Raw genomic sequence first — 26,029 nt, forward strand, 5'->3', positions numbered from 1 at the left:
AGGATTTGGTTGGGTGTAAAAATAAATATACAGGTTAGAGTTATGCAGAAAAGTGAGTTGAGTAATATTAATATTAGTGAGGAACAGGTTCTTATTACCCCAGAGGAGCTAAAAACCAAGCTTCCTTTGAGTGAAAAAGCGCGCCGCTTTATTCAAGAGTCTCGCCAAACTATCGCTAATATTATTCATAAAAAGGATCATCGCCTGCTGGTTGTATGTGGTCCATGTTCTATCCACGACGTGGAAGCGGCGAAGGATTACGCAAAACGTCTTAAAGCGCTCTCAGAACAACTGAGTGACCAACTGTATATTGTTATGCGTGTTTACTTTGAAAAACCACGCACCACGGTCGGCTGGAAAGGGCTGATTAACGATCCGCACCTCGATGGCAGCTTCGATATTGAACATGGTCTGCATGTTGGACGCGAACTGCTAGTGGAATTGGCAGAGATGGAAATCCCGCTCGCGACTGAAGCTCTGGACCCAATTAGCCCACAATACTTGGCGGACACTTTTAGTTGGGCTGCGATCGGCGCACGTACTACGGAGTCACAAACTCACCGTGAAATGGCAAGTGGCCTGTCTATGCCAATCGGTTTTAAAAATGGCACGGATGGCAGTTTGGCAACCGCAATCAATGCGATGCAAGCTGCGTCTTCTAGCCACCGTTTTATGGGGATCAACCGTGAGGGACAAGTAGCGCTATTGACCACTCAGGGTAATGCTAATGGACACGTGATCTTACGTGGTGGCAAGCAAACTAACTACGACTCAGTGTCAGTTACTGAGTGTGAGCAAGAAATGGCGAAATCTGGCCTTGATGCATCATTAATGGTGGATTGTAGTCACGCCAACTCACGTAAAGATTACCGTCGCCAGCCATTGGTCGCAGAAGATGTTATTCACCAAATCCGTGAAGGTAATAAGTCCATTATCGGCCTTATGATTGAAAGCCATATCAATGAAGGAAATCAATCTTCTGACTTAGCTCTCGAAGAAATGAAATACGGTGTATCTATCACTGACGCATGTATCAATTGGGATTCAACTGAGGCACTATTACGTCATGCACATGAAGAGCTAGTGCCTTTCTTAGAAAATCGTCTAAAGGCTAATTAATACAGGATTTAAGGAACATCAATGGCAGTTGAACTTAACGCATTGCGCGATCAGATTGATGCAGTCGACAAGCAAATGTTGGAGCTATTGGCCCAGCGTTTGGCGCTCGTAGAGAAAGTTGGGGAAGTTAAAAGCGAACATGGTTTGCCTATTTATGCCCCTGATCGTGAAGCGGCGATGCTGGCTTCTCGCCGAGCAGAAGCTGAGAAAATGGGAATTCCTCCACAGCTTATTGAAGATATTCTGCGTCGTACCATGCGTGAGTCTTATGCCAGTGAAAAAGACTCCGGTTTTAAGTGTTTGAACCCTGAATTACGCTCAGTGGTCATTATTGGTGGTAATGGCCAGTTAGGCGGCCTTTTTGGACGTATGTTCAAGCTATCTGGTTATCAAGTCAAAGTGCTTGGTAGCAAAGACTGGGAGCGTGCGGATGACATCCTAAAAGATGCGGGCCTGGTGGTGGTTACTGTGCCGATTAACTTAACAGAAGGTGTGATTGAAAAGCTAGGTAATCTGCCACAAGACTGTATTCTGTGTGACCTGACTTCTATAAAATCTAAGCCACTGCAAGCAATGTTGAATGTGCACCAAGGACCGGTGGTTGGTTTACACCCAATGTTTGGTCCAGATGTGCCGAGCCTTGCCAAGCAGGTGATTGTGTACTGTGATGGGCGTGGAAATGATCAATACCAATGGTTGCTGCAACAGTTTGGTATTTGGGGCGCGAGCTTGTGTCAGATTGATGCGCAAGAGCACGATCATGGCATGACGTTAATCCAAGCGCTGCGTCACTTCACCTCATTTGCTTACGGCATGCATCTAAGCAAAGAGAACCCGAACATTGAGCAACTGTTAAAGTTGAGCTCACCAATCTACCGCCTGGAGTTGGCGATGGTAGGGCGTCTGTTTGGTCAGGATCCAAACCTCTACGGTGACATTATTCTCTCATCGCAAGAAAACATCGACATGATTAAGCGATTCCACCAACGCTTCGGTGAAGCACTTGCGATTTTGGATGGCAAAGATAAAGCCAAATTTGTCGAAAGCTTTGAGCAGGTGAGTGAGTGGTTTGGTGATTATTCACAACAATTTATGAATGAGAGCCAAAACTTACTCAAACAGGCGAATGATAATATTCATCGCGGTTAATCACTGGTTATCTATCCGTGTGGAGCCCGAAACGAAAAGAGCAGCTTACGCTGCTCTTTTTTGTGTCGAGAGATAAATCAGTTAGTCGCGGTATTGCTGGTATCTTCACTTGATACTGTATTGATACTGGTGTCGCGATAGGGGAGTTGGTTAAATTGACTTGCAGACGCACGACATTATCAATCAATTGAACTAAAGGGCCCCATTTCACTTTTTTCTCTTTTTCAAATACATAATTGAAGTTTTCAGGTGTCCACTCCATCAAGTATTGAGGGTTGAGTGCTCGCCCAAGAAAGCGCACCTCGTAATGCAGGTGCGGGCCAGTGGAATTACCTGAACTACCACATTGAGCAATCACATCGCCTTTACTGACAAATTGGCCGCTTTTCACTTTAAAGCGTTGTAAGTGAGCAAAGGAGCTCATAAAACCAAATGAGTGACGAATAGTGACATAGTTGCCATAGCCACGATTACTCGGGCGAACGGTTTCCACCACTCCGTCTGCAGGTGCGAGGATTTCTTCTCCTCGTTTACAGGTAAGATCGATACCAGTATGAACGTGTCGTTTACCTGAAATCGGATTAATTCGACTGCCATAGGAAGAAGAAATACGTTGGTATGTCACTGGGCTATCATTTGGAATCAAACGAAACATGGTTGCTCGAACCGCGGAATCGATAGCTGCTGCATCAATTCGCTCTTCTAACGCCATGTTGTTTTCATCGATCATCAGCTCTTCGTCAGCGAGACCTAGAACCGATTCGACGTCGAATACCCGTTTTCCTAATAGCTGAATTTGATTGTTTTTATCGGTCAATGACTGAGAAAGCGAGTGGTTGGTATCAAGCTGCTCTTCATAAAGCGCGGTGATTTCGGCCTTTTCACTTTCTAGTTTGGCGATGGTTTGTGTTAGTTCGTCTTTATTGTGTATCTGCTGTTGATTGAGATACCACGCGCCACCAACGACGGCGGGTAATGCCAATACCGAAGCAAATACTGCTAGGACCGAACTGCGGCCCAAATAGAACTGCTGATCGCCGTCTTTCGTCGGGATCTGCATGATGATTTTTTTAGACATAGTTATTGTTACTTAAATAGGCGTTCATTTATTTTTCTCCTAAATCAGAGAGATGTTCTAACTCTCGGTTCAGAAGGTCGTTATTGCCTACATTCAATTCTATAAATCGTTTTAGTTGGCTAATGCTCTCGATGTCTATCTTGATGATCTTTAACCTAATCTCACACTTAGAAATATCCACAATTTGCGCTTTTAACGTAATCACTTGTTCGGATTGATCAAATGAAAAAGTCACATGGGCTGGAAGGGCTGGATCCAAAGCCTCAGTCTCTTCCACTTTCATGAGTAAACCATGTAAGGAAAGATCTTGAATCCTAGCTTCAATTGCCAAGTCACGTTGTTCTACCTTCGCTGGCGCTTGATGGAGAATGCGTGAAAAGCGTCGTCTCTCTGCCATGTGCATTTTCTCGTCATGTCTTCAAACAGAATTGAATAGTATATCAACGTGAACAAAAAATGTTCGATTGCTGTTTGAAAAGTGTCGAGGTCGCTACAGAGTGACGTAAGTGCAATGTCATGTTCTTAACGAACGAGACGGGCTAATGAGCTCTTTTTTATAACAAAGAAAACAAAGGCCGCTATGATAGCGGCCTTTGTACAAATTACAATCAAACTTTGCGGGTTGCGATTACTTCGCAATACGCTTGTATTTGATGCGGTGTGGTTCTGCGGCTTCAGGGCCCAACGTTTTCTTCAACCAGTCCATGTACTCGGTGTAGTTACCTTCGTAGAAGTTAACTTGGCCTTCGTCACGGTAGTCAATGATGTGGGTCGCGATACGGTCAAGGAACCAACGGTCGTGCGAGATAACCATTGCACAACCAGGGAACTCTAGTAGTGCTTCTTCTAGAGCACGCAGTGTTTCCACGTCAAGGTCGTTGGTCGGTTCGTCGAGTAGTAACACGTTACCGCCCGCTTTAAGCAGTTTCGCAAGGTGGACACGGTTACGCTCACCACCTGATAGCTCACCAATGATTTTTTGTTGGTCGCTGCCTTTAAAGTTAAAGCGTGAACAGTACGCGCGAGCAGGGATTTCGAAGTTGTTGATCTTAATGATATCAGCACCTTCAGAAATCTCTTGGAATACGGTTTTAGAATCGTCCATGCTGTCACGGAACTGATCGACCGATGCAAGCTTCACAGTATCGCCCATTTCAATTGTGCCTGAATCTGGTTGTTCAGTACCACTTAACATCTTGAATAGGGTCGATTTACCTGCGCCGTTCGCACCGATGATACCAACAATCGCACCTTTAGGGATGCTGAATGATAGGTCATCAATTAGAACACGGCCGTCAAATGACTTCGTTAGGTTCTTCACTTCAATAACTTTATCACCTAGGCGCTCACCTGGCGGGATAAACAGTTCATTGGTTTCGTTACGTTTTTGGTGATCAGAGCTTTGCAGTTCTTCAAAGCGTGCCATACGTGCTTTTGATTTCGCTTGACGACCTTTAGGGTTTTTACGTACCCACTCAAGTTCTTTCTCGATGGTTTTTTGACGAGCACTTTCTTGAGATGCTTCTTGTTGTAGACGAGCGTCTTTTTGCTCCAACCATGAGGTGTAGTTACCTTCCCATGGGATACCTTCACCACGGTCAAGCTCTAAGATCCAACCCGCGGCGTTATCTAGGAAGTAACGGTCGTGGGTGATAGCGACTACAGTACCTGTGTAATCCACTAAGAAGCGCTCTAACCAAGCGACAGATTCTGCATCTAGGTGGTTGGTAGGCTCATCAAGCAGCAGCATGTCTGGCTTAGAAAGTAGCAGGCGACAAATAGCGACACGACGGCGTTCACCACCTGATAGATGCGCAATTTTTTGGTCCCATTCAGGTAAACGAAGTGCGTTTGCTGCTCGCTCAAGTGCGTTTTCTAGGTTGTGACCATCTTTCGCTTGAATCAGAGCTTCAAGTTCGCCTTGCTCTTTTGCAAGTGCGTCGAAGTCTGCATCTGGTTCTGCGTAAGCCGCATAGACCGCATCCAAACGTTTCAGTGCGTCAGCAACGTCAGCAACCGCTTCTTCAACAACTTCACGAACGGTTTTTGATTCGTCTAGTACTGGCTCCTGGGGTAGGTAGCCTACGTTTAGACCAGGTTGTGGACGCGCTTCACCGTCGATATCCGTGTCGATACCTGCCATGATACGTAGCAGTGTGGATTTACCTGCACCGTTCAGACCTAAAACACCGATTTTCGCACCAGGGAAGAAGCTCAGAGAGATGTCTTTAAGAATTTGACGCTTAGGTGGCACAATCTTGCTCACCCGCGACATGGTATATACGTATTCAGCCATTGCCGATCGTTCCTAAATTAACTGTCATTCAAACCCATCATTTTATACCAAGTGCTTTGTTTTTGTTACCGCATTGCAAGAATTTCCCTTTCGAATGGATTTCTTATTTTGAGCTGACCGGAAACTTACACGGTTAGGGTATACACTTTTGTTATTCGTTATAAATGACGAAGTGCTTTCTGCATAAGTTAGGAACTCCTTGTCTCCATCGTCTTAAAAGTTTCACGAGTACAATTTTTAATACACTAAGTTGCTTTACATGGACATCTGCATTCTGTGTAAATAGATGCATGTGTGAAAATTGCCTTAACATCACATGAACGCTAACAAAACGAGGCTTTGGGGCAGTATATGTCTGGGGAAAATGACACAAATGAGATTCAACGTATCTGAATTGGCTAAAAACGTATGCTGCGCCGCCGCGCTGTGTGCGATGAGTTTGAGTGCTAATGCCGCGCTGAGCTTGGAAAAGCAGCGTGAAGTTTATGAGCAAGCTCAAGATTTATTAGATAAAAATGACATCGACGGATACCTTTCGATCCGTCCTAAAATTTCTGACTATCCACTGACGCCTTATGTGGACTACCGAACGTTTATTAGACAGTTACCGGAAAAGTCGCCACAGCAGGTGAACGAATTTATTTCGGAGCACGAGTCGTTTCCTTTTTCTCGTCGTGTGCGCGCTCCATACCTCAACCATCTTTATAAGCAAAAAGATTGGAAAACCATTACTGAGTTTCAAAAAGTCATTCCAAGTGGCGAGCGTTACCAATGTATTTTCTACGTGGCTCAGTTAGAGCAAGGTAAGAAAGTCGCCGCGTTTAAAGGGGCTGAGCATATGTGGTTGCGTGGCAGAAGTATTGCCGATGAGTGCGATCCATTATTCGCAGCATGGGACAAGGCCGGTGAACGTACTGATGAATTAATTCTCCAGCGTATGCTACTGGCGTTTGATGCACGTAATGGCAGTTTGATGAGTTACTTACTTAAATTGCCTAAATCCTCGCAGGCAAGGCAACAAGCGAAAGAAATGAAGGCGTTGTTTGATAACCCTTCAAGCGTTGCGGAGTTCGCGAAGAAAAAACCGGCTAATGATTTTAATCGAGCGCAAAGCGAATATGCGTTGGAAAAGCTAGCTCGCATGAATACCAGTCAAGCGCAGAGTGCGTATGATGCCGTCATTAAAGGGCAGAAGTTTTCTCCAGAAAAGGCGCAAGCCCTGGCTGACTATATCGCATTTCGATTGACCCGTACTGAGTCTGAGTCACTAGCTAAGTGGCGCGATGATAAAACGAAAACCAGCCAGTACTTACCGCTCATTGAAACTCGCATTCGCTTAGCGATTCAGAACGCGGATTGGAAGGGCGTACAAGAGTGGATTGCCGTTCTCAATAAAGAAGAGCAAGCGTCGCTTCGCTGGCAATACTGGCTTGGACGAAGTGAAATTGCGTTAGGTGATGACATCGCAGGGAAACAGCGTTTAGCGACTTTGGTCGGGCAGCGAAACTTTTATAGTGTGGCAGCCGCTAATGCGATTGGACAATCAATCAAATACCCTACGCATACGGTTAAGTTTGATAAGCGAGTGGTTCAACCCTATCAAGACTCGTTAGTTCGTATTGAAGAGTTGATCGCGACGGACAAAATTGCAGCAGCGAAAAGTGAATGGGCACATTTATTGCGCCGCGTAGGGAAAGATGAAAAGGCGATGTTGGCGGCTTATGCGTCTTCTAAGCGTTGGCATAACCTAACGGTGACCGCGAGTATTCAAGCGCAGATGTGGGATAATATCGAACTGAGGTTCCCGATTGCGCATCGCTGGTGGTTTAACTTTTATGCAAAAAAACACAACATAGATCCCGTGACGATGATGTCCCTGGCTCGACAGGAAAGTGCGTTGGATGTCGAAGCCCGTTCTCCAGTTGGTGCTCGTGGTCTTATGCAGATCATGCCCGCTACAGCAAAGTACACAGCACGTAAATATAAGTTGAGTTATCAAGGTACGCAGGACCTCTACAATGTAGGTAAAAATATCGAAATTGGTAGCCATTATTTGCAAGGCTTATTAGAGGATTACGATAATAATCGTATTTTTGCTCTTGCTGCTTATAATGCAGGTCCTAACAGAGTAAAAACGTGGCGAGAGCGTACCCAAGGAAAAGTGGATGCTTATGCCTTTATTGAGGCAATTCCATTTAGAGAGACACGCGGTTATGTACAAAACATCCTGATGTTTGAAACATATTACCGTGATCTTTTGGGTATCGATGGCGCGTTCTTGAATCAACATGAGATCAATACCAAGTATTGAGTGAGGTAACTTGATGTCGCACGAACCCGAGTACAAAGACTGGCAACAGATTATTGAGCTAATTCGAACTAGCATGGACAGTGAGCAAGATGACATGCTGCTAACCATGCTGATGTCACGTGATGAGAGAGAATCATTAATATCACGCGTTAATATTATTAACGAGCTTCTTAAAGGAGAATTATCTCAACGCCAGATCAGCCAGATGCTTGGCGTGGGTATTGCCACTATTACTCGTGGCTCTAACGAGTTAAAATCTAAATCTGATGAAGAGAAAGACAAACTCAAGGTTTTGTTAGAGCAAGTTGCGGTATCTAAGTAGCCAGTGATTCCAATTCGCTTTAGGTATTGGTATCACAAGTGGTTAAGATAACGTGTTAAAAAGGGCGGAAATATCCGCCCTTTTTCGTACCTAGCGAATAGGATGAGCGTTATAAATTTGAAGGGAAGTGCTCAGGGTTTGTGAATGGAATCAGAGCCAGAATCAAGGCTTGATGGTAAACCGAACTTCGAGTCAGCTGGTTTTGGGTGAGCAGGCTGATGGCACCACCTTTCTGTTTGATGTTCTCGGTACCAAACACCTCATCCATGACATCTCCCAGCTCATTCGCATGCTCGAGTTTTTCCAATACTTTGGGCGGCAGCATTAAGCTCGCAGAGCGAGATTCACCGCGGTGAGTATTCGACTCAATCACCATCCACGCAAACGTCACGTTTGTTTCAATTCCCGCTTCAAGTCCGACATAGTAATCCGCGTTTGGCATCCCTACTTTTGCGTTTTTAACGCGGTTTAGTGCACCGCGATGAGTTTCTTCATCAGTCATAGGTTGATCTGCGACTTCACTAGGTACACTGACGCCGACGAAGTTGAACTCTTGGTGCGGAAATGCACTGTTAAATGCACTTTGAACGGCATTAATTTTAGCTGGGTTTAGCGATGCGATTACGACTTTTTGGGTTGCCATGATCTTTTTACTCACTGGTGTCTATTAACTCAATTTTACTTGGGTAGGCTTTACGTTCTCACTAGGGTAACAGCCTAATACTTTCAAGTGTTTAGTTATTTTTGTTAGCTCTTCTAGTGCCTGTTGCATTTCTGTCGAAGCAAGATGGGATTCCAAGTCTACGTAGAACATTTCTTCCCATGGGTTCCCCATAATTGGACGTGATTCTAGCTTGGTCATATTGATGCCGTAACGTTGCAGCACTAATAGTGTTTCAACCAATGAGCCAGCCTCTTGGGAGGTCGACATAATCAAGGTGGTTTTTGCTGGAATCTGAGTTGAAACCTCAACTGGTTTGCGAGCAACCACGATAAAACGAGTATGGTTCTCAGTTTGGTTTGCGATGTTGCCTTGAATTGCTTGCAAGCCGTATAGCTTACCGCTTGATGCATTACCAATTGCAGCAACATCATCACGATCCATCTCTTGGACTTTTTGCATTGCATCTGCCGTGCTGGCGCAAGACTCCAGTTTTACACCTTTCATACGGCTTAAAAACTCACTGCACTGTTGGTGTGGCTGAGGATGTGAATACAGCGTTTTAATGTTTTCCAGACGAATGTCTTTTTTCGCAACCAAGCAGTGCTCGATTGGTTGAGTTAGCTCTCCAACGATGTACAGCGTCGTGTGTTGTAGTAGGTCATACACTTCATTAATAGAGCCTGAACTGGTGTTTTCGATAGGCAGAACACCATAATCAGCATGGCCCGATTCTACTGTTTGAGTCACTTCTTTGAAGTGTTCGCAGTTGAGCTCGATAAGTTCTGTATTTTTACGGCTGAAGTATTCGCGGCTTGCCAAGTGCGAGTAAGAGCCTTTGGCTCCTAAGAAAGCGACGCGAGCAAGTGGCTTACGACTTTGTTGCGGGTTAACGAGGTTTTGCAGGTAACTTTGCTGAAGAAGCACAGAGTCTTCAATGATGGTATGGAAAAGTTTAGTGATGTACTGCGCGTCGAGTTCGTATTTATCTCGGCCATTAGAAATCAGCTTAACTAATAGTTGTTGTTCTCGAACGGCATCACGAACGGGTTTTGAGGTTTGTACTTTGCTTTTGGCTACTTCAATGCTGAGTTTACGGCGCTCAGACAATAAGCTGAGGAGTTGATCATCCAACTCATTCAAGCGCAAACGAATTTCTTCGAGGGAAATAGGTTGGTCTGTCATCAATTCTTTCCTTATAAAAAAGCCTCCCGATTTGGGAGGCTTTCTGTTTGTTTTTGACTTTTCTTTCACAAACGAGTTCGCCCCTCCGACTATGGGAGGAAAAAGAAGTCAAAAAGAAACAGGTTTGTTGAATGCATAAATAGTGCTTAATTTGTGAGTGTTTAAACACAATAAGCAAGCAGGCGGGGAGCGTCAAGCAAAAAAATAGCGCCTTTCGGCGCTATTTCCTCAATCTGGTCAGTTTACTCTTCTTCTTCCACTAGCTCAGGCTTATTTGCACGTCGAGCTTCAGGTTTGTGGGTCAGCTTGTTCAATTGTCGTTCTAGTTTTTGCTCCACTTCGTTGATAGCTGCGTAAAGATCTTCGTGAGTTGCTGAGGCAATGAGCTGGCCTTTAGGAACTTTAATAACCGCTTCGAATTTCTTCTGTTTGTTTGGTTCCTCACTGAAAGTTGCTTGGCAACCAATTAGGTCTACTTGCCATTTCTCCAGTTTTTTAAATTTGCTCTCAATATGAGCTCGGATTGCAGAGGTGATTTCGATGTTTTTGCCAGTGATATTCATTGTCATAAGTGTTTTTCCTCTGTTGCATCCCTCATGGGTTGAGTTCAGATTACCGCTTTAAGTATAAAAAAATGTGACTCAGATCATTATTTTGTTCGGGTTTTTTATGATGAAAAATGAATGTGATCTCACTCAAGATCTGCTGAGATTTATCGTGAAATTGCTTGTTATTGGTTAGTAAATCCGTAGATTGGATAGAGTACTCAGCTGAAAACGTCTTCGTTTTTAGGGAAGTTTTGCGGCCTAATATTAGAGGTGGTTAAAATTTAACTATACGTAAAGTGTGATGACAATCACTGAGTCTCTCAGACGAATTTATTTACAAAGCCGCTTATTGTACAAGCGGCTTTTTTGTGTCTGGCGTTTGACTGACTTTTCGTAGCGGTATCATGAAGACGGGATCCTTTGGAGCCAGTGATACCCGCTCTAGACTTTTGACCTGGTCCAAACTTTCTAGCTGTTTGTATATAACGTAATAGCGATTAATGCTGGTAACGTACCCAACCGTTGAGCTTAAACTTTTCCGCATAACGACTTCCACGTTATTGAACCAAACATTAGGATCGTAGCCTTGCTGGGCTGCACGTTTACGAATTCGTTCTACATTCCCGGGGCCAGCATTGTAAGCCGCTAAGGTAAAGTAGAGTTTATTTTCCGCCGTAATAGCAGGATCACTGAAGTACTGCTTACGCAAAAATGCTAAATACTTCACGCCAGCATGAATATTGTTTTCTAGCTGCCGAACGTTTTTGATATTGATATTAGGGTCTCGAGCCGTGCTGGGTAGAACTTGCATTATGCCGACTGCACCTCGACTTCCAACGAGGTCGTTATTAAAGCCGGACTCTTTATAAGCGACGGCTGCGATCAGTAGATAGTCGATATCGTACTTCTCACCATAGTGTGAAAACAACGTAGCAAGCTTTTCTAGTTGAGCAATTTTGTTGGGGTTAAGGGCTTTGTTTAGCCAACCTGTGTTATCGATGTATTTTCCGTAAATGACGTTACCGAGCAGTGTCCCAGAACGAGATTTCTGAATAAACTTGTTCACGACGGCTTTCAAACTTGGGCTGTTTTCCCGCATTGCCCAAGCGATTTTACCATTTTCACGAATAGGGATTTCTGGGTGAGCTCGAATATCATCCATCACTTTCAGCCAAAGTTTGGCTTTATGACTATCGAGAACAATGGCTTTGACGTAGCCGTTATTGAGCATCCCAACCAGTTCGTAGTCTTGCAGTGTTTCTTCAATAAAATGTACGACAACGGGTGGCAAGCCTTTTTTATTTAGCTTCTTATTTAGTGCTTGAATACTCTCAAAGTAGCTAGAACTGGCACGTACCCAAACCTCTTTGCCGCTCAGTTGCTCAATGTTAGTCATGGCTGGTGTGCTTTTGTTCGTGACTATCCACTCGTCAATACCAGTAAGAATGGGTGAACTAAAATCGACTTTCTGTTTACGTGTGTTGGTAATGGTCAGATTGGCTACGACTAGATCACCGGAGCCATTTTCTAAGGCTGGCAGAAGTTGGTCACGGGCTAGAGGAATAATTTGTACGTTAAGTTTCGGTTTGAGCTTACGAAGGTCTTTTTCGAAATGCGCCAGGAGTTCTGCACCTATTCCTTTTGGTGTACCGCCTTCAATGTAATAGAAGCCTAGATCAGCAGAAACGAGGACACGTAAAACATTCTTCTCTTTAATAACATCGAGATCCCCAGTGTAAGGAGGTTGCTTGAGTGGTGATATTTGCAGTGCGCAAACGGAAGCAGACAATAAGAGCAGCATAACTGCGCATAGCTTAGGTATCGTCACGTTCACATCCTTTTATAAAGGGGAGGGGAACTTTAAGCATATGTAGAGCCCCGTAGATCATCAAGCAAGGGCAGAGTACGCTATTGCGGGTAATAAAAAACCGCCACGGTAAAAACGGTGGCGGTTTAGTTTGAAGCGGCTCAGTTACTTCACAGGGTTGAGCTCGATAAGCTTTTCAGTTCTTGCTACGGCGTCTTCCAAACCGAGTTGCTTGTAGGCCTCTAGCTGGATAGTCAGTGACTTACGTGCCGCTTCTGTGTCTGGGAATGCTTTTTGTAGCTCTTGACTGCGATTAATTGCAGCTACCCAGGCTTCACGGCGGAGGTAGAAGTCAGCCGTCGCTAAGTCATAGTTCGCTAGGCGGTTTTTTAGCGCAACCATGCGTTTTTGTGAATCTTCTGCGTATGGACTGTTCGGGTAGCGTTGGAGCAGTTTTTTGAAGTCATCAAACGCTTTTTTTACTGGCTCAGGATCGCGATCGCTTCGATCTACGCTGAACAGATCATGCATAAAGTTACGATCTTGCGCCATATGGCTTAGACCGCGCATGTACAGTACCCAGTCCATTTTTTCATGGGTTGGGTTTAAACGCATAAAGCGAGAAATGGTTGCCAAGCCCAAAGCAAGGTCGTCGTTTTTGTAGTACGCATAGATTAGGTCAAGCTGCACCTGTTCTGAGTAGGCACCGAATGGGTAACGTGAGTCTAATGCTTCCAGTTTCTCAATTGCAGAAAGCCAATTACCACTTTGAAGAGAAATCTGTGCGTCTGCATACAGTTCCGAAGGCGGCACATCAGGAACGATTTCTTCTTTTGCTTGCACATCCAAACAGAAGGGATACCGCTAAAAGGCCTGTTAAAGTCTGACGTTTCATATCAGGAGTCTGTTCCTTGAATCTAAATATTTCTTAAGCTGCCGTTACTTTCTTTCCAGTAACAGATACAATGACGTAATAGTCTATTTTTTCACAGTCGTGAGCATTAGTCTCACAGTTTTTAAAAAAGTTCGATATGGCTCAGCAGATTGTATTAACAAATACCGTAAAAGATAGCCAGTTAGGTCAACGTTTAGACCAAGCTATCGCCGAATTATTCGCGGACTTCTCTCGCTCGCGCCTGAAAGAGTGGCTGCTTGATGGGAAAGTTCAAGTTAATGGTGAAGTTGTCACCAAACCTCGCACCAAAGTAATGGGTGGCGAGGAAATTACATTGCAAGCCGAGTTAGAAGATGAAGAACGCTGGGAAGCGCAAGATATTCCGTTAGATATCGTTTTTGAAGATGACGATATTATCGTTATCAATAAGCCTCGTGACTTTGTGGTTCACCCAGGTGCCGGTACGCCAGATGGTACGGTACTTAATGCGTTGTTGCATCATTACCCTGATATCGCAGAAGTACCTCGTGCAGGTATTGTGCACCGTCTGGATAAAGACACAACGGGTCTGATGGTGGTGGCGAAAACCGTTCCTGCACAAACTCGTCTGGTTCGCGCACTGCAAAAACGTAATATTACTCGAGAGTACGAAGCGATCGCTATTGGTCGTATGACAGCGGGCGGTAAAGTGGACCAACCTATTGGTCGTCATTCTACCAAGCGCACGCTTATGGCGGTAGCACCAATGGGTAAACCAGCGGTAACGCACTACCGTGTCGCTGAACGTTTCCGCGAACACACACGTATCCGTCTGCGTCTTGAAACGGGTCGTACGCACCAGATCCGTGTGCACATGTCTTACCTCCAGCATCCGCTGCTCGGTGATATTGCATATGGTGGACGTGCTCGCATCCCGACAGGTGCTTCTGAAGAGCTAACGGCAATGATCCGTGGCTTTGACCGCCAAGCATTGCACGCCGTAATGCTACGCTTTGAACATCCAATTACGGGAGAAGTACTTGAGTTCCATGCCCCTGTGCCTGATGACATGGTGGCGATGACTGAAGCGCTTCGTCAAGATACGGAAGAGCACGGTTTACCGGAAGAGTTCTAAGATGAAGACAATCATTCCGAATTGGCGTGCGCCTAAAAATGTCAAAGCTTTTGCCTCAACACGTATAGGCGGTTTTTCGACAGGCCCTTATCAAGGGCTAAATTTAGGTACTCACGTTGGGGATGATTTGTCTTTAGTAGAGAAGAACCGAGCTTGGTTGGCGCAGCAGGCGAACATGCCCAATGCGCCAATCTGGTTAAACCAAACACATTCGACTGTTGTGGCTCAAGCAAATGAACCAACAACACAAGTGCTTGATGCGGACGGTGTATTTACTTCTTCAAGCCATGTTGTTTGTTCAGCGATGACCGCCGATTGTCTACCTGTATTATTGACGAATACACAAGGCACTCAGGTAGCCGCCGTTCATGCAGGTTGGCGCGGCTTAGCAAATGGTATTGTCGAAAATGCATTAGCGTTATTTTCAGGTGAAGTGATAGCGTGGCTTGGCCCTGCCATTGGCCCTCAAGCCTTTGAAGTGGGTGAAGATGTTCTGCAAGCTTTTGTTGATTTTGACTCACAGGCGCATCAAGCATTCACTCCACGCGATATCGACGGCAAATGGTTTGCTGACATGTCGGTGCTGGCAACGCAACGTCTAAATCGAGCTGGAGTGACACAAGTGTTTGACTCTGGACTTTGTACTTACCAAGATAAAGCCTCTTTTTATTCGTATCGCCGTGATGGTAAAACTGGTCGGCAAGCCACCTTTATTTGGATTGAAGATTAGTTATAAGCACTAAAGTGCCAAGATGCATAGTGCTATTTTTGCAAAGCTATCTTTATTCATTCACTCCCTTGAAATTCCTCCTCTGAGTATCCATCTTTCTAACTGTCAAAAGAATTTCCTTTAGTTGAGGTTAGGAAGGTAGATATGCGTCTTGATCGATTCACAAGTAAGTTTCAAATCGCTATCTCTGATGCTCAATCACTAGCGTTAGGGCGCGATCATCAATATATCGAGCCAGTTCACCTAATGGTGGCTTTGCTTGACCAAAATGGCAGTCCAATTCGTCCATTGCTTACTATGCTGGATGTGGACGTAACGCATTTACGCTCTAAATTGAGTGAAATGCTAGATCGATTACCAAAAGTCAGTGGCATCGGTGGAGATGTACAGCTCTCTAGTTCGATGGGCACGTTGTTTAACCTGTGTGACAAAGTGGCGCAAAAGCGTCAAGACTCCTATATCTCGTCTGAAATCTTCCTGCTTGCTGCTTTAGAAGATCGCGGACCATTGGGGCAATTACTCAAAGAGATCGGTTTAACAGAGCAAAAAGTTAGCCAAGCAATCGAAAAGATCAGAGGTGGTCAAAAGGTTAATGATCCGAATGCAGAAGAGCTTCGCCAAGCATTGGAAAAGTTCACCATTGACCTGACCGAGCGAGCAGAACAGGGCAAACTGGATCCGGTTATCGGCCGTGATGATGAAATTCGCCGTACCATCCAAGTATTGCAGCGCCGTACTAAAAACAACCCTGTGATCATCGGTGAACCTGGCGTAGGTAAGACCGCAATTGTTGAAGGCTTAGCTCAGCGCATTGTCAACAATGAAGTGCCAGAAGGTTTACGTGGTCGCCGCGTGCTGTCATTAGATATGGGCGCACTGGTTGCTGGTGCTAAGTACCGTGGTGAATTTGAAGAGCGCTTGAAGTCGGTATTGAATGAACTCGCTAAAGAAGAAGGTAATGTCATTCTATTTATCGACGAGCTCCATACTATGGTTGGTGCGGGTAAAGGTGAAGGTTCAATGGATGCGGGGAACATGCTCAAACCTGCATTAGCCCGTGGTGAACTGCACTGTGTTGGCGCAACAACACTGGATGAATATCGTCAGTACATCGAAAAAGATGCGGCGTTAGAACGTCGTTTCCAAAAAGTGCTGGTGGATGAGCCGACCGTTGAGGATACAGTGGCGATTTTACGTGGCTTGAAGGAGCGGTATGAGCTTCATCATCACGTTGAAATTACTGACCCAGCGATTGTTGCAGCGGCGAGTTTGTCACATCGTTATGTTTCTGACCGTCAACTGCCAGATAAAGCGATCGACTTAATCGACGAAGCGGCTTCAAGCATTCGTTTACAAATTGACTCTAAGCCAGAGTCATTAGATAAGCTTGAACGTAAAATCATCCAACTTAAGATTGAGCAACAGGCGCTTAGTAACGAGCACGACGAAGCGAGTGAAAAGCGTTTGAAAGCGCTTAATGAAGAACTCAATGAAAAAGAACGTGAGTACGCTGAACTAGAAGAGGTTTGGAATACAGAAAAAGCCGCACTTTCTGGCACTCAACATATTAAGTCTGAGCTTGAACAAGCTCGTATGGATATGGAGTTTGCTCGCCGAGCTGGTGATCTAAACCGCATGTCGGAACTTCAATATGGTCGTATTCCTGAACTTGAGAAGCAGTTAGATCTTGCAACCCAAGCGGAAATGCAGGAAATGACACTATTGCGTAATAAAGTAACCGACAACGAGATTGCAGAAGTACTTTCTAAGCAAACTGGCATCCCAGTATCCAAGATGCTAGAAGCGGAAAAAGAGAAACTACTTCGTATGGAAGACGTACTGCATAATCGTGTGGTAGGGCAAAGCGAAGCGGTCTCTGTTGTATCGAATGCCATTCGTCGTAGTCGAGCTGGGCTTTCTGATCCAAACCGACCAATTGGCTCCTTCTTATTCTTAGGTCCAACAGGTGTAGGTAAAACAGAGCTTTGTAAGACACTTGCGAGCTTTATGTTCGACAGCGAAGATGCGATGGTCCGTATCGACATGTCTGAGTTCATGGAGAAACACTCAGTGGCAAGATTGGTGGGTGCGCCTCCAGGCTATGTCGGATATGAAGAGGGGGGTTACTTAACGGAAGCGGTTCGTCGCAAGCCGTATTCGGTAATTTTGTTAGATGAAGTAGAGAAAGCGCATCCGGATGTATTTAACATTCTGCTGCAAGTTCTCGATGACGGGCGTTTAACGGATGGTCAAGGTCGTACTGTTGACTTCCGTAATACGGTTGTGATCATGACATCGAACTTGGGTTCATCTCGTATCCAAGAGAATTTCGCAACATTAGATTATCAAGGTATCAAGAGTGAAGTAATGGATGTGGTTAGCAAACACTTCCGTCCTGAGTTCTTGAACCGTGTTGACGAAATAGTGGTGTTCCATCCACTTGGTCAAGAACACATCAAGTCCATCGCTTCTATTCAATTAGAACGTTTGGCGAAACGACTAGAAGAAAAAGGATATCAACTAGAGGTTTCTGACAAAGCACTCGATTTGATCGCTCAAGTTGGTTTCGACCCTGTATATGGTGCGCGTCCTTTAAAACGCGCAATTCAACAGAATGTCGAGAACCCATTAGCCAAATCGATTCTTTCTGGTGAAATTGTTCCAGACAAGAAAGTGCAGCTAATCGTTACTAATGACCAAATTCGTGCCCATCAGTAATTGCATAGATACAATAAGAAATGAGATAAAAATCACATTCAAGGGGCCATTTGGCCCCTTTTCTATAATGTTTTAGAACCTTTTGCCTGTTTTCTATACGAATGAACTAAAAAGGTGAGTTTTTTTAAAAATGCACTTGTGTTCCTTAATGAACGCCCTATAATGCGCCTCCGTTGTCAAGGGAAAGCAAGTTAAGCGATGCCTAGACAACAAGGTCAGTGAGTTAAGAATTAACTCGCAGATAAATAACTTAAAAAAGTGTTTGACACGATAAGTTATCTAGCTAAAATGGCCGTCCACTTTGAAGAGAAGTTCAAAGTGTGCTCTTTAAAAATATAGACCTATCAATCTGTGTGGGCACTCGTTGATGATAATCCAATTAGAAGCTTCGGCTTCAAATTAGGTTTCAATGAAACGAAGTGACCATTGAATCTTCGGATTCAGCACAGTCAATTCAAACATTACTTTATGTAATGTTCAGTATTCATTGAGCCGAACAAAATCTTAAATTGAAGAGTTTGATCATGGCTCAGATTGAACGCTGGCGGCAGGCCTAACACATGCAAGTCGAGCGGAAACGAGTTATCTGAACCTTCGGGGAACGATAACGGCGTCGAGCGGCGGACGGGTGAGTAATGCCTAGGAAATTGCCCTGATGTGGGGGATAACCATTGGAAACGATGGCTAATACCGCATGATGCCTACGGGCCAAAGAGGGGGACCTTCGGGCCTCTCGCGTCAGGATATGCCTAGGTGGGATTAGCTAGTTGGTGAGGTAAGGGCTCACCAAGGCGACGATCCCTAGCTGGTCTGAGAGGATGATCAGCCACACTGGAACTGAGACACGGTCCAGACTCCTACGGGAGGCAGCAGTGGGGAATATTGCACAATGGGCGCAAGCCTGATGCAGCCATGCCGCGTGTATGAAGAAGGCCTTCGGGTTGTAAAGTACTTTCAGTCGTGAGGAAGGCGGCGTCGTTAATAGCGGCGTTGTTTGACGTTAGCGACAGAAGAAGCACCGGCTAACTCCGTGCCAGCAGCCGCGGTAATACGGAGGGTGCGAGCGTTAATCGGAATTACTGGGCGTAAAGCGCATGCAGGTGGTTTGTTAAGTCAGATGTGAAAGCCCGGGGCTCAACCTCGGAATAGCATTTGAAACTGGCAGACTAGAGTACTGTAGAGGGGGTAGAATTTCAGGTGTAGCGGTGAAATGCGTAGAGATCTGAAGGAATACCGGTGGCGAAGGCGGCCCCCTGGACAGATACTGACACTCAGATGCGAAAGCGTGGGGAGCAAACAGGATTAGATACCCTGGTAGTCCACGCCGTAAACGATGTCTACTTGGAGGTTGTGGCCTTGAGCCGTGGCTTTCGGAGCTAACGCGTTAAGTAGACCGCCTGGGGAGTACGGTCGCAAGATTAAAACTCAAATGAATTGACGGGGGCCCGCACAAGCGGTGGAGCATGTGGTTTAATTCGATGCAACGCGAAGAACCTTACCTACTCTTGACATCCAGAGAACTTTCCAGAGATGGATTGGTGCCTTCGGGAACTCTGAGACAGGTGCTGCATGGCTGTCGTCAGCTCGTGTTGTGAAATGTTGGGTTAAGTCCCGCAACGAGCGCAACCCTTATCCTTGTTTGCCAGCGAGTAATGTCGGGAACTCCAGGGAGACTGCCGGTGATAAACCGGAGGAAGGTGGGGACGACGTCAAGTCATCATGGCCCTTACGAGTAGGGCTACACACGTGCTACAATGGCGCATACAGAGGGCAGCCAACTTGCGAGAGTGAGCGAATCCCAAAAAGTGCGTCGTAGTCCGGATTGGAGTCTGCAACTCGACTCCATGAAGTCGGAATCGCTAGTAATCGTGGATCAGAATGCCACGGTGAATACGTTCCCGGGCCTTGTACACACCGCCCGTCACACCATGGGAGTGGGCTGCAAAAGAAGTAGGTAGTTTAACCTTCGGGGGGACGCTTACCACTTTGTGGTTCATGACTGGGGTGAAGTCGTAACAAGGTAGCGCTAGGGGAACCTGGCGCTGGATCACCTCCTTATACGATGATTATTGCGATGAGTGTTCACACAGATTGATATGGTTTAGATTTCAGAGCAAAATTGGTTCTGCATAAAATGCTGAAGCAATTTATGTGGGGCTATAGCTCAGCTGGGAGAGCGCTTCGCTGGCAGCGAAGAGGTCATCGGTTCGATCCCGATTAGCTCCACCACATACTTCTGTGTCCCGTTCGTCTAGAGGCCTAGGACACCGCCCTTTCACGGCGGTAACAGGGGTTCGACTCCCCTACGGGATACCATCTTTAAGCGCATTTAATTAAGTGTTCTTAAAAATGGTTACTTCTTTGAAGTGATTAGCTCTTTAACAATTTGGAAAGCTGACAAAACAACAATTTATTGTTGTTTGTAAAGTTCTCAAAGTATTCATGTATTTGAATACAACTAAAAACACATTCAAGTGTTCTTGGAATTTGAGTCCGGCAAAATCGATATGTCTCTCGCTCATTCAAATAATGAGAGACAACTTTGGTTGTTTAACATCAATTCGAAACTCCTTCGGGTTGTATGGTTAAGTGACTAAGCGTACACGGTGGATGCCTTGGCAGTCAGAGGCGATGAAGGACGTATTAACTTGCGATAAGCCCAGATTAGGTAGTAAAAACCATTTGAGTCTGGGATTTCCGAATGGGGAAACCCACTTACATAAGTAAGTATCGTTATGTGAATACATAGCATAACGAGGCGAACCGGGGGAACTGAAACATCTAAGTACCCCGAGGAAAAGAAATCAACCGAGATTCCGAAAGTAGCGGCGAGCGAAATTGGACTAGCCCTTAAGCTTTATAGGCGTTAGGTGAACAAGCTGGAAAGCTTGGCGATACAGGGTGATAGCCCCGTAACTGACGACGCATATTCAGTGAAATCGAGTAGGGCGGGACACGTGATATCCTGTCTGAATATGGGGGGACCATCCTCCAAGGCTAAATACTACTGACTGACCGATAGTGAACCAGTACCGTGAGGGAAAGGCGAAAAGAACCCCTGTGAGGGGAGTGAAATAGAACCTGAAACCGTGTACGTACAAGCAGTAGGAGCAGGCTTGTCCTGTGACTGCGTACCTTTTGTATAATGGGTCAGCGACTTATATTCAGTGGCAAGGTTAACCATCTAGGGGAGCCGTAGGGAAACCGAGTCTTAACTGGGCGTTCAGTCTCTGGATATAGACCCGAAACCAGGTGATCTAGCCATGGGCAGGTTGAAGGTTGAGTAACATCAACTGGAGGACCGAACCGACTAATGTTGAAAAATTAGCGGATGACTTGTGGCTAGGGGTGAAAGGCCAATCAAACCTGGAGATAGCTGGTTCTCCCCGAAAGCTATTTAGGTAGCGCCTCGGACGAATACTACTGGGGGTAGAGCACTGTTAAGGCTAGGGGGTCATCCCGACTTACCAACCCTTTGCAAACTCCGAATACCAGTAAGTACTATCCGGGAGACACACGGCGGGTGCTAACGTCCGTCGTGGAGAGGGAAACAACCCAGACCGCCAGCTAAGGTCCCAAATTACTACTAAGTGGGAAACGATGTGGGAAGGCTCAGACAGCCAGGATGTTGGCTTAGAAGCAGCCATCATTTAAAGAAAGCGTAATAGCTCACTGGTCGAGTCGGCCTGCGCGGAAGATGTAACGGGGCTAAGTAGTAAACCGAAGCTGCGGCAATACTCTTTGAGTATTGGGTAGGGGAGCGTTCTGTAAGCGGTTGAAGGTGTGTGGTAACGCATGCTGGACGTATCAGAAGTGCGAATGCTGACATGAGTAACGATAAAGGGGGTGAAAAACCTCCTCGCCGGAAGACCAAGGGTTCCTGTCCAACGTTAATCGGGGCAGGGTAAGTCGACCCCTAAGGCGAGGCCGAAAGGCGTAGTCGATGGGAAACGGGTTAATATTCCCGTACTTCTTACAATTGCGATGGGGGGACGGAGAAGGCTAGGTGGGCCTGGCGACGGTTGTCCAGGTTCAAGTGCGTAGGCTTGAGAGTTAGGTAAATCCGGCTCTCTTTAAGGCTGAGACACGACGTCGAGCATCTACGGATGTGAAGTCATTGATGCCATGCTTCCAGGAAAAGCCTCTAAGCTTCAGATTGTAAGGAATCGTACCCCAAACCGACACAGGTGGTCGGGTAGAGAATACCAAGGCGCTTGAGAGAACTCGGGTGAAGGAACTAGGCAAAATGGTACCGTAACTTCGGGAGAAGGTACGCTCTCGACGGTGAAGTCCCTCGCGGATGGAGCTATTGAGAGTCGCAGATACCAGGTGGCTGCAACTGTTTATTAAAAACACAGCACTGTGCAAAATCGTAAGATGACGTATACGGTGTGACGCCTGCCCGGTGCCGGAAGGTTAATTGATGGGGTTAGACTTCGGTCGAAGCTCTTGATCGAAGCCCCGGTAAACGGCGGCCGTAACTATAACGGTCCTAAGGTAGCGAAATTCCTTGTCGGGTAAGTTCCGACCTGCACGAATGGCGTAATGATGGCCACGCTGTCTCCACCCGAGACTCAGTGAAATTGAAATCGCTGTGAAGATGCAGTGTACCCGCGGCTAGACGGAAAGACCCCGTGAACCTTTACTACAGCTTGGCACTGAACATTGACCCTACATGTGTAGGATAGGTGGGAGGCTTTGAAGCGCAGTCGCTAGATTGCGTGGAGCCGTCCTTGAAATACCACCCTTGTAGTGTTGATGTTCTAACGTCGACCCCTTATCGGGGTTGCGGACAGTGCCTGGTGGGTAGTTTGACTGGGGCGGTCTCCTCCCAAAGCGTAACGGAGGAGCACGAAGGTGGGCTAATCACGGTTGGACATCGTGAGGTTAGTGCAATGGCATAAGCCCGCTTGACTGCGAGAATGACAATTCGAGCAGGTGCGAAAGCAGGTCATAGTGATCCGGTGGTTCTGAATGGAAGGGCCATCGCTCAACGGATAAAAGGTACTCCGGGGATAACAGGCTGATACCGCCCAAGAGTTCATATCGACGGCGGTGTTTGGCACCTCGATGTCGGCTCATCACATCCTGGGGCTGAAGTCGGTCCCAAGGGTATGGCTGTTCGCCATTTAAAGTGGTACGCGAGCTGGGTTTAGAACGTCGTGAGACAGTTCGGTCCCTATCTGCCGTGGGCGTTGGAGAATTGAAAGGGGCTGCTCCTAGTACGAGAGGACCGGAGTGGACGAACCTCTGGTGTTCGGGTTGTGTCGCCAGACGCATTGCCCGGTAGCTAAGTTCGGGATCGATAACCGCTGAAAGCATCTAAGCGGGAAGCGAGCCTTGAGATGAGTTCTCCCTGATACTTTAAGTATCCTAAAGGGTTGTCGTAGACTACGACGTTGATAGGCAGGGTGTGTAAGCGTTGTGAGGCGTTGAGCTAACCTGTACTAATTGCCCGTGAGGCTTAACCATACAACACCCAAGGGGTTTTGATGGACTCAATGAAAGAACATTGAATGTGTAAGAACGAGAATTAAGAAACAGCTTTCCGAATTAAAGAATTTGCTTGGCGACCATAGCGTTTTGGACCCACCTGACTTCCATGCCGAACTCAGAAGTGAAACGAAATAGCGCCGATGGTAGTGTGGGGCTTCCCCATGTGAGAGTAGGACATCGCCAGGCTTTAAATTTTGGACACTTACTGATTACAAGCGAGTGATACCACTGCGGAGTGGTAGTTCAGTTGGTTAGAATACCGGCCTGTCACGCCGGGGGTCGCGGGTTCGAGTCCCGTCCACTCCGCCACTTATTTGAGAGTCGTCTCATTAAACACGAACTGCAGGGGTGTAGCTCCAATTGGCAGAGCAGCGGATTCCAAATCCGCGTGTTGGGAGTTCGAATCTCTCCACCCCTGCCATATATCAAGGCTCTGACTTAGGTCAGAGCCTTTTTCGTTTCTAACGAATAGTTCGAATAGTTGTCGATATCTGATACACATTGATCTTAAGAACATATTACATCGGTGACTTAAGCCATTCTATTTTTCCTTGCAATAGATTGCGTCACTAAGCTTCGGTGTATCGTTTTACCCCTTCTTACCTCTATTCATACTCCCATTATTCTTCGTTAGTGAGCTAGTTGATTTACTACTTGATCTATATGACGTGTATAGAAAAGGTTAGTGGTTACATTGGCTTGGATGATTACTGACTTGGTTCCTGTTATTATCATGAGTTAATGCTAATAATTAGGAAGTAAGTTTATGCCACATTTTCGATTCCGTGCTGTAGAGCCGCAAGCTGTTCAGGCACTATCAAAGCCTCTGACGGATGAACTTCAGCCTCTGATGGACTGTCCGCGTGAGGATTTTACTTTTGAGTACATCTACACTACGTTTTTCAATGAGGGCGAGGTGAGTGCTGCATATCCTTTTGTCGAAGTGCTTTGGTTTGACCGTGGTCAGGAAGTACAAGATAAAGTTGCTAAGCTTATTACACAGCAAGTTCGTGGTATTGCTGGTGCGGATATTGATGTTGCAGTTATCTTTTCAGCTTTATCCCCTAAAGCTTATTACGATAATGGCGAACACTACTAAAGGCTAAAAGCTATGAAGCTGAGTTTCATTGTATCTTTGGGTTTATGTTTCTCAGCTTCTGTATACTCTACTCCTTGGGAGTCTGTTGCTAACCCTACCCTAAACTCTTCTTCCTCTATTGGTAGTTATGCCAACGGTTGTTTGGATGGCGCATTACCTTTGCCTCTTGATGGCGTTGGTTATCAAGTTTTACGTAGTAAAACGAAACGCTACTATGGGCACCCTAAAACGATAGAATTTATTGAAAACCTAGCGCTTCAAGCTCATCAAAATCTCAACACAACGCTGCTTATAGGTGATCTGTCTTTACCACGAGGAGGAAGGTTTTCTTCTGGCCATTCTAGTCACCAAACTGGGTTAGATATTGATATCTGGTTAAGACTCGCTGACCAACCGCTTTCTTATAACGAATTACAACTCCCTAAGCCAATGAGTGTGGTGGACTTAAAAGGCTATTCCATACTTAACCATCGCTGGGAAGATAGGCACTTTAGGCTGATTCGATATGCTGCACAGAGTGAGGATGTTGCACGAATTTTTGTACATCCTGTCATTAAGGAGCAGCTTTGCTCGCAAGAAGAAGGCAAAGAACGTTCTTGGTTACGTAAAGTTCGCCCTTGGTGGGGGCATCATTACCACTTCCACGTCAGGTTATCTTGTCCTGAGTCGAGTGGCTATTGTGTTGAACAAGTTCTGCCTCCCGCTGGTGATGGTTGCGGGGTAGAGCTTGCTAGTTGGGGACCGAAAGTTAAGCCTATCGATAAGCCTCCGTCTGCGAAAGTTATTACTAAGCCCAAGCGAAAAAAGCGATTCCACCGCAATGCCAATCACTTATCTCTACTAACTAGAGTGACTCTACAGGTTTATATTCCCTTACGTATCTCTTTTATGAAACTGGAGAAACATCATACTTTTGTCTACAGTGAATAATACCAATACAAAAACTAACCTAATTAGTTTTGGTGACATAATATAGAAATCTAAATTAAACAAAGAGTTGTAGTATAGATAAGTCGTAACTTCTCTGTTTAGAAAGATCTTTCGTCACGATACTTTGGTTTCTTAGCAATATGTCTGTCAGTTGGCTAGCGAAGCAATAACAAGGCAGACAAGTGTGTGATGCAGGAATGGATACTTCTCCTGCTAGAAGAGTAAATCAAGGATAAAACCATGACTATGATTTGTGCAAAAGAATTTGCAGAGTGGTTAAGACACAGATTTAGCAGTGAAACGAAAGGGGTCTTATTGACTCGGGTTGATGTAAACCACCTGACAGGACGTCAGCGTCTTGATCCCGGATTTGTTAATGATGTGCATTACGAGCTGATGCAATATGGAATGGCTTTCGTTACGGATACGAGCCGAGAAAACTTTTATCTTGTGCCGGTTTCCCAAGCAGAAAATTGGCGAGATAGGTTAGAGTCTCATTTTGAAAAAGAGTTGTTTTGTAATATCTATCCTATTGAAAAGTCGGGTTAAAAAAAGGTTCAACTTTGTCTCC

The 26,029-nt window shown here is 45.7% G+C and carries 15 protein-coding genes, 4 tRNA genes, 3 rRNA genes, 3 pseudogenes and 1 other annotated feature; of the genes and pseudogenes, 17 read left to right on the plus strand and 8 right to left on the minus strand.

What is annotated here, in order from left to right:
- The first annotated feature begins 42 nt into the window (after window positions 1-42).
- Complete coding sequence (locus P4S59_RS02965; protein ID WP_005397501.1) at window positions 43-1,119, plus strand: 3-deoxy-7-phosphoheptulonate synthase; 1,077 nt, start codon at window positions 43-45, stop codon at window positions 1,117-1,119.
- A 21-nt stretch (window positions 1,120-1,140) separates the two neighbouring features.
- Complete coding sequence (tyrA, locus tag P4S59_RS02970; protein WP_337167963.1) at window positions 1,141-2,268, plus strand: bifunctional chorismate mutase/prephenate dehydrogenase; 1,128 nt, start codon at window positions 1,141-1,143, stop codon at window positions 2,266-2,268.
- A gap of 77 nt (window positions 2,269-2,345) precedes the next feature.
- Here the strand turns inward: tyrA and P4S59_RS02975 are convergent.
- The 3 genes and pseudogenes from P4S59_RS02975 to ettA form a co-directional block, all read right to left on the minus strand.
- Window positions 2,346-3,346, minus strand: a pseudogene (locus P4S59_RS02975) (peptidoglycan DD-metalloendopeptidase family protein).
- Between the two features lie 28 nt (window positions 3,347-3,374).
- Window positions 3,375-3,743 carry a PilZ domain-containing protein gene (locus P4S59_RS02980; protein ID WP_150916465.1) on the minus strand — a complete coding sequence of 123 codons (369 nt, stop codon included), beginning with the start codon at window positions 3,741-3,743 and terminating at the stop codon, window positions 3,375-3,377.
- Window positions 3,744-3,974: 231 nt separating this feature from the next.
- The gene (gene ettA / locus P4S59_RS02985) at window positions 3,975-5,642 is read right to left on the minus strand and encodes an energy-dependent translational throttle protein EttA (RefSeq protein WP_005381894.1); all 1,668 of its coding nucleotides are present in this window, start codon (window positions 5,640-5,642) and stop codon (window positions 3,975-3,977) included.
- 364 nt (window positions 5,643-6,006) lie between these two features.
- On the opposite strand from ettA, the gene sltY reads away from it, so the two are divergent.
- Together sltY and trpR are read left to right on the plus strand one after the other, a co-directional pair.
- The gene (sltY, locus tag P4S59_RS02990; protein ID WP_104969092.1) at window positions 6,007-7,953 is read left to right on the plus strand and encodes a murein transglycosylase; all 1,947 of its coding nucleotides are present in this window, start codon (window positions 6,007-6,009) and stop codon (window positions 7,951-7,953) included.
- A gap of 13 nt (window positions 7,954-7,966) precedes the next feature.
- A complete protein-coding gene (trpR, locus tag P4S59_RS02995; RefSeq protein WP_012842123.1) occupies window positions 7,967-8,275 on the plus strand; it encodes a trp operon repressor in 309 nt (102 codons plus the stop codon).
- A 109-nt stretch (window positions 8,276-8,384) separates the two neighbouring features.
- Here the strand turns inward: trpR and yjjX are convergent, their stop codons facing one another.
- The 5 genes and pseudogenes from yjjX to P4S59_RS03020 form a co-directional block, all read right to left on the minus strand.
- A complete protein-coding gene (gene yjjX, locus P4S59_RS03000) occupies window positions 8,385-8,918 on the minus strand; it encodes an inosine/xanthosine triphosphatase (RefSeq protein ID WP_337167964.1) in 534 nt (177 codons plus the stop codon).
- Window positions 8,919-8,942: 24 nt separating this feature from the next.
- Window positions 8,943-10,121, minus strand: a complete 1,179-nt coding sequence (gene pheA / locus P4S59_RS03005; protein WP_005397485.1) for a prephenate dehydratase — start codon at window positions 10,119-10,121, stop codon at window positions 8,943-8,945.
- A gap of 12 nt (window positions 10,122-10,133) precedes the next feature.
- Window positions 10,134-10,255, minus strand: a sequence feature (Phe leader region).
- Window positions 10,256-10,363: 108 nt separating this feature from the next.
- On the minus strand, window positions 10,364-10,690 hold the full coding sequence (gene hpf, locus P4S59_RS03010) for a ribosome hibernation-promoting factor, HPF/YfiA family (protein WP_005397484.1): 327 nt from the start codon (window positions 10,688-10,690) through the stop codon (window positions 10,364-10,366).
- Window positions 10,691-11,015: 325 nt separating this feature from the next.
- Window positions 11,016-12,470, minus strand: coding sequence for a transglycosylase SLT domain-containing protein (locus P4S59_RS03015; RefSeq protein WP_443089042.1), 1,455 nt, complete (start codon window positions 12,468-12,470; stop codon window positions 11,016-11,018).
- A gap of 171 nt (window positions 12,471-12,641) precedes the next feature.
- Window positions 12,642-13,371, minus strand: a pseudogene (locus tag P4S59_RS03020) (outer membrane protein assembly factor BamD).
- A gap of 136 nt (window positions 13,372-13,507) precedes the next feature.
- Between P4S59_RS03020 and rluD the strand changes: the two are divergent.
- From rluD to P4S59_RS03085, 13 genes and pseudogenes are all read left to right on the plus strand, one after another.
- On the plus strand, window positions 13,508-14,485 hold the full coding sequence (gene rluD / locus P4S59_RS03025) for a 23S rRNA pseudouridine(1911/1915/1917) synthase RluD (protein ID WP_005385913.1): 978 nt from the start codon (window positions 13,508-13,510) through the stop codon (window positions 14,483-14,485).
- A gap of 1 nt (window position 14,486) precedes the next feature.
- Window positions 14,487-15,215: a peptidoglycan editing factor PgeF gene (gene pgeF / locus P4S59_RS03030; protein ID WP_006743119.1), complete on the plus strand. Its 729-nt coding sequence runs from the start codon at window positions 14,487-14,489 to the stop codon at window positions 15,213-15,215.
- A gap of 144 nt (window positions 15,216-15,359) precedes the next feature.
- Window positions 15,360-17,933 carry an ATP-dependent chaperone ClpB gene (clpB, locus tag P4S59_RS03035; RefSeq protein ID WP_005397478.1) on the plus strand — a complete coding sequence of 858 codons (2,574 nt, stop codon included), beginning with the start codon at window positions 15,360-15,362 and terminating at the stop codon, window positions 17,931-17,933.
- A 506-nt stretch (window positions 17,934-18,439) separates the two neighbouring features.
- A 16S ribosomal RNA gene (locus P4S59_RS03040) occupies window positions 18,440-19,991 on the plus strand.
- A 95-nt stretch (window positions 19,992-20,086) separates the two neighbouring features.
- A tRNA-Ala gene (locus P4S59_RS03045) sits at window positions 20,087-20,162 on the plus strand.
- Between the two features lie 11 nt (window positions 20,163-20,173).
- Window positions 20,174-20,249: transfer RNA gene (locus P4S59_RS03050), tRNA-Glu, on the plus strand.
- 267 nt (window positions 20,250-20,516) lie between these two features.
- Window positions 20,517-23,405 (plus strand): 23S ribosomal RNA (locus tag P4S59_RS03055).
- A 93-nt stretch (window positions 23,406-23,498) separates the two neighbouring features.
- A 5S ribosomal RNA gene (rrf, locus tag P4S59_RS03060) occupies window positions 23,499-23,615 on the plus strand.
- Together the 16S, 23S and 5S rRNA genes with 4 tRNA genes alongside form the textbook arrangement of a ribosomal RNA operon.
- A gap of 46 nt (window positions 23,616-23,661) precedes the next feature.
- A tRNA-Asp gene (locus P4S59_RS03065) sits at window positions 23,662-23,738 on the plus strand.
- A gap of 35 nt (window positions 23,739-23,773) precedes the next feature.
- A tRNA-Trp gene (locus P4S59_RS03070) sits at window positions 23,774-23,850 on the plus strand.
- Window positions 23,851-24,195: 345 nt separating this feature from the next.
- Complete coding sequence (locus tag P4S59_RS03075; RefSeq protein ID WP_005391613.1) at window positions 24,196-24,528, plus strand: DUF1904 domain-containing protein; 333 nt, start codon at window positions 24,196-24,198, stop codon at window positions 24,526-24,528.
- A gap of 12 nt (window positions 24,529-24,540) precedes the next feature.
- Window positions 24,541-25,376, plus strand: a pseudogene (gene mepA / locus P4S59_RS03080) (penicillin-insensitive murein endopeptidase).
- 322 nt (window positions 25,377-25,698) lie between these two features.
- Window positions 25,699-26,007 carry a hypothetical protein gene (locus tag P4S59_RS03085; protein ID WP_005391608.1) on the plus strand — a complete coding sequence of 103 codons (309 nt, stop codon included), beginning with the start codon at window positions 25,699-25,701 and terminating at the stop codon, window positions 26,005-26,007.
- Window positions 26,008-26,029: the final 22 nt, after the last annotated feature.

Origin of the sequence: Vibrio sp. M60_M70, assembly GCF_037162085.1 — a bacterium.
GTDB classification, from domain to species: Bacteria; Pseudomonadota; Gammaproteobacteria; order Enterobacterales; family Vibrionaceae; genus Vibrio; species Vibrio diabolicus.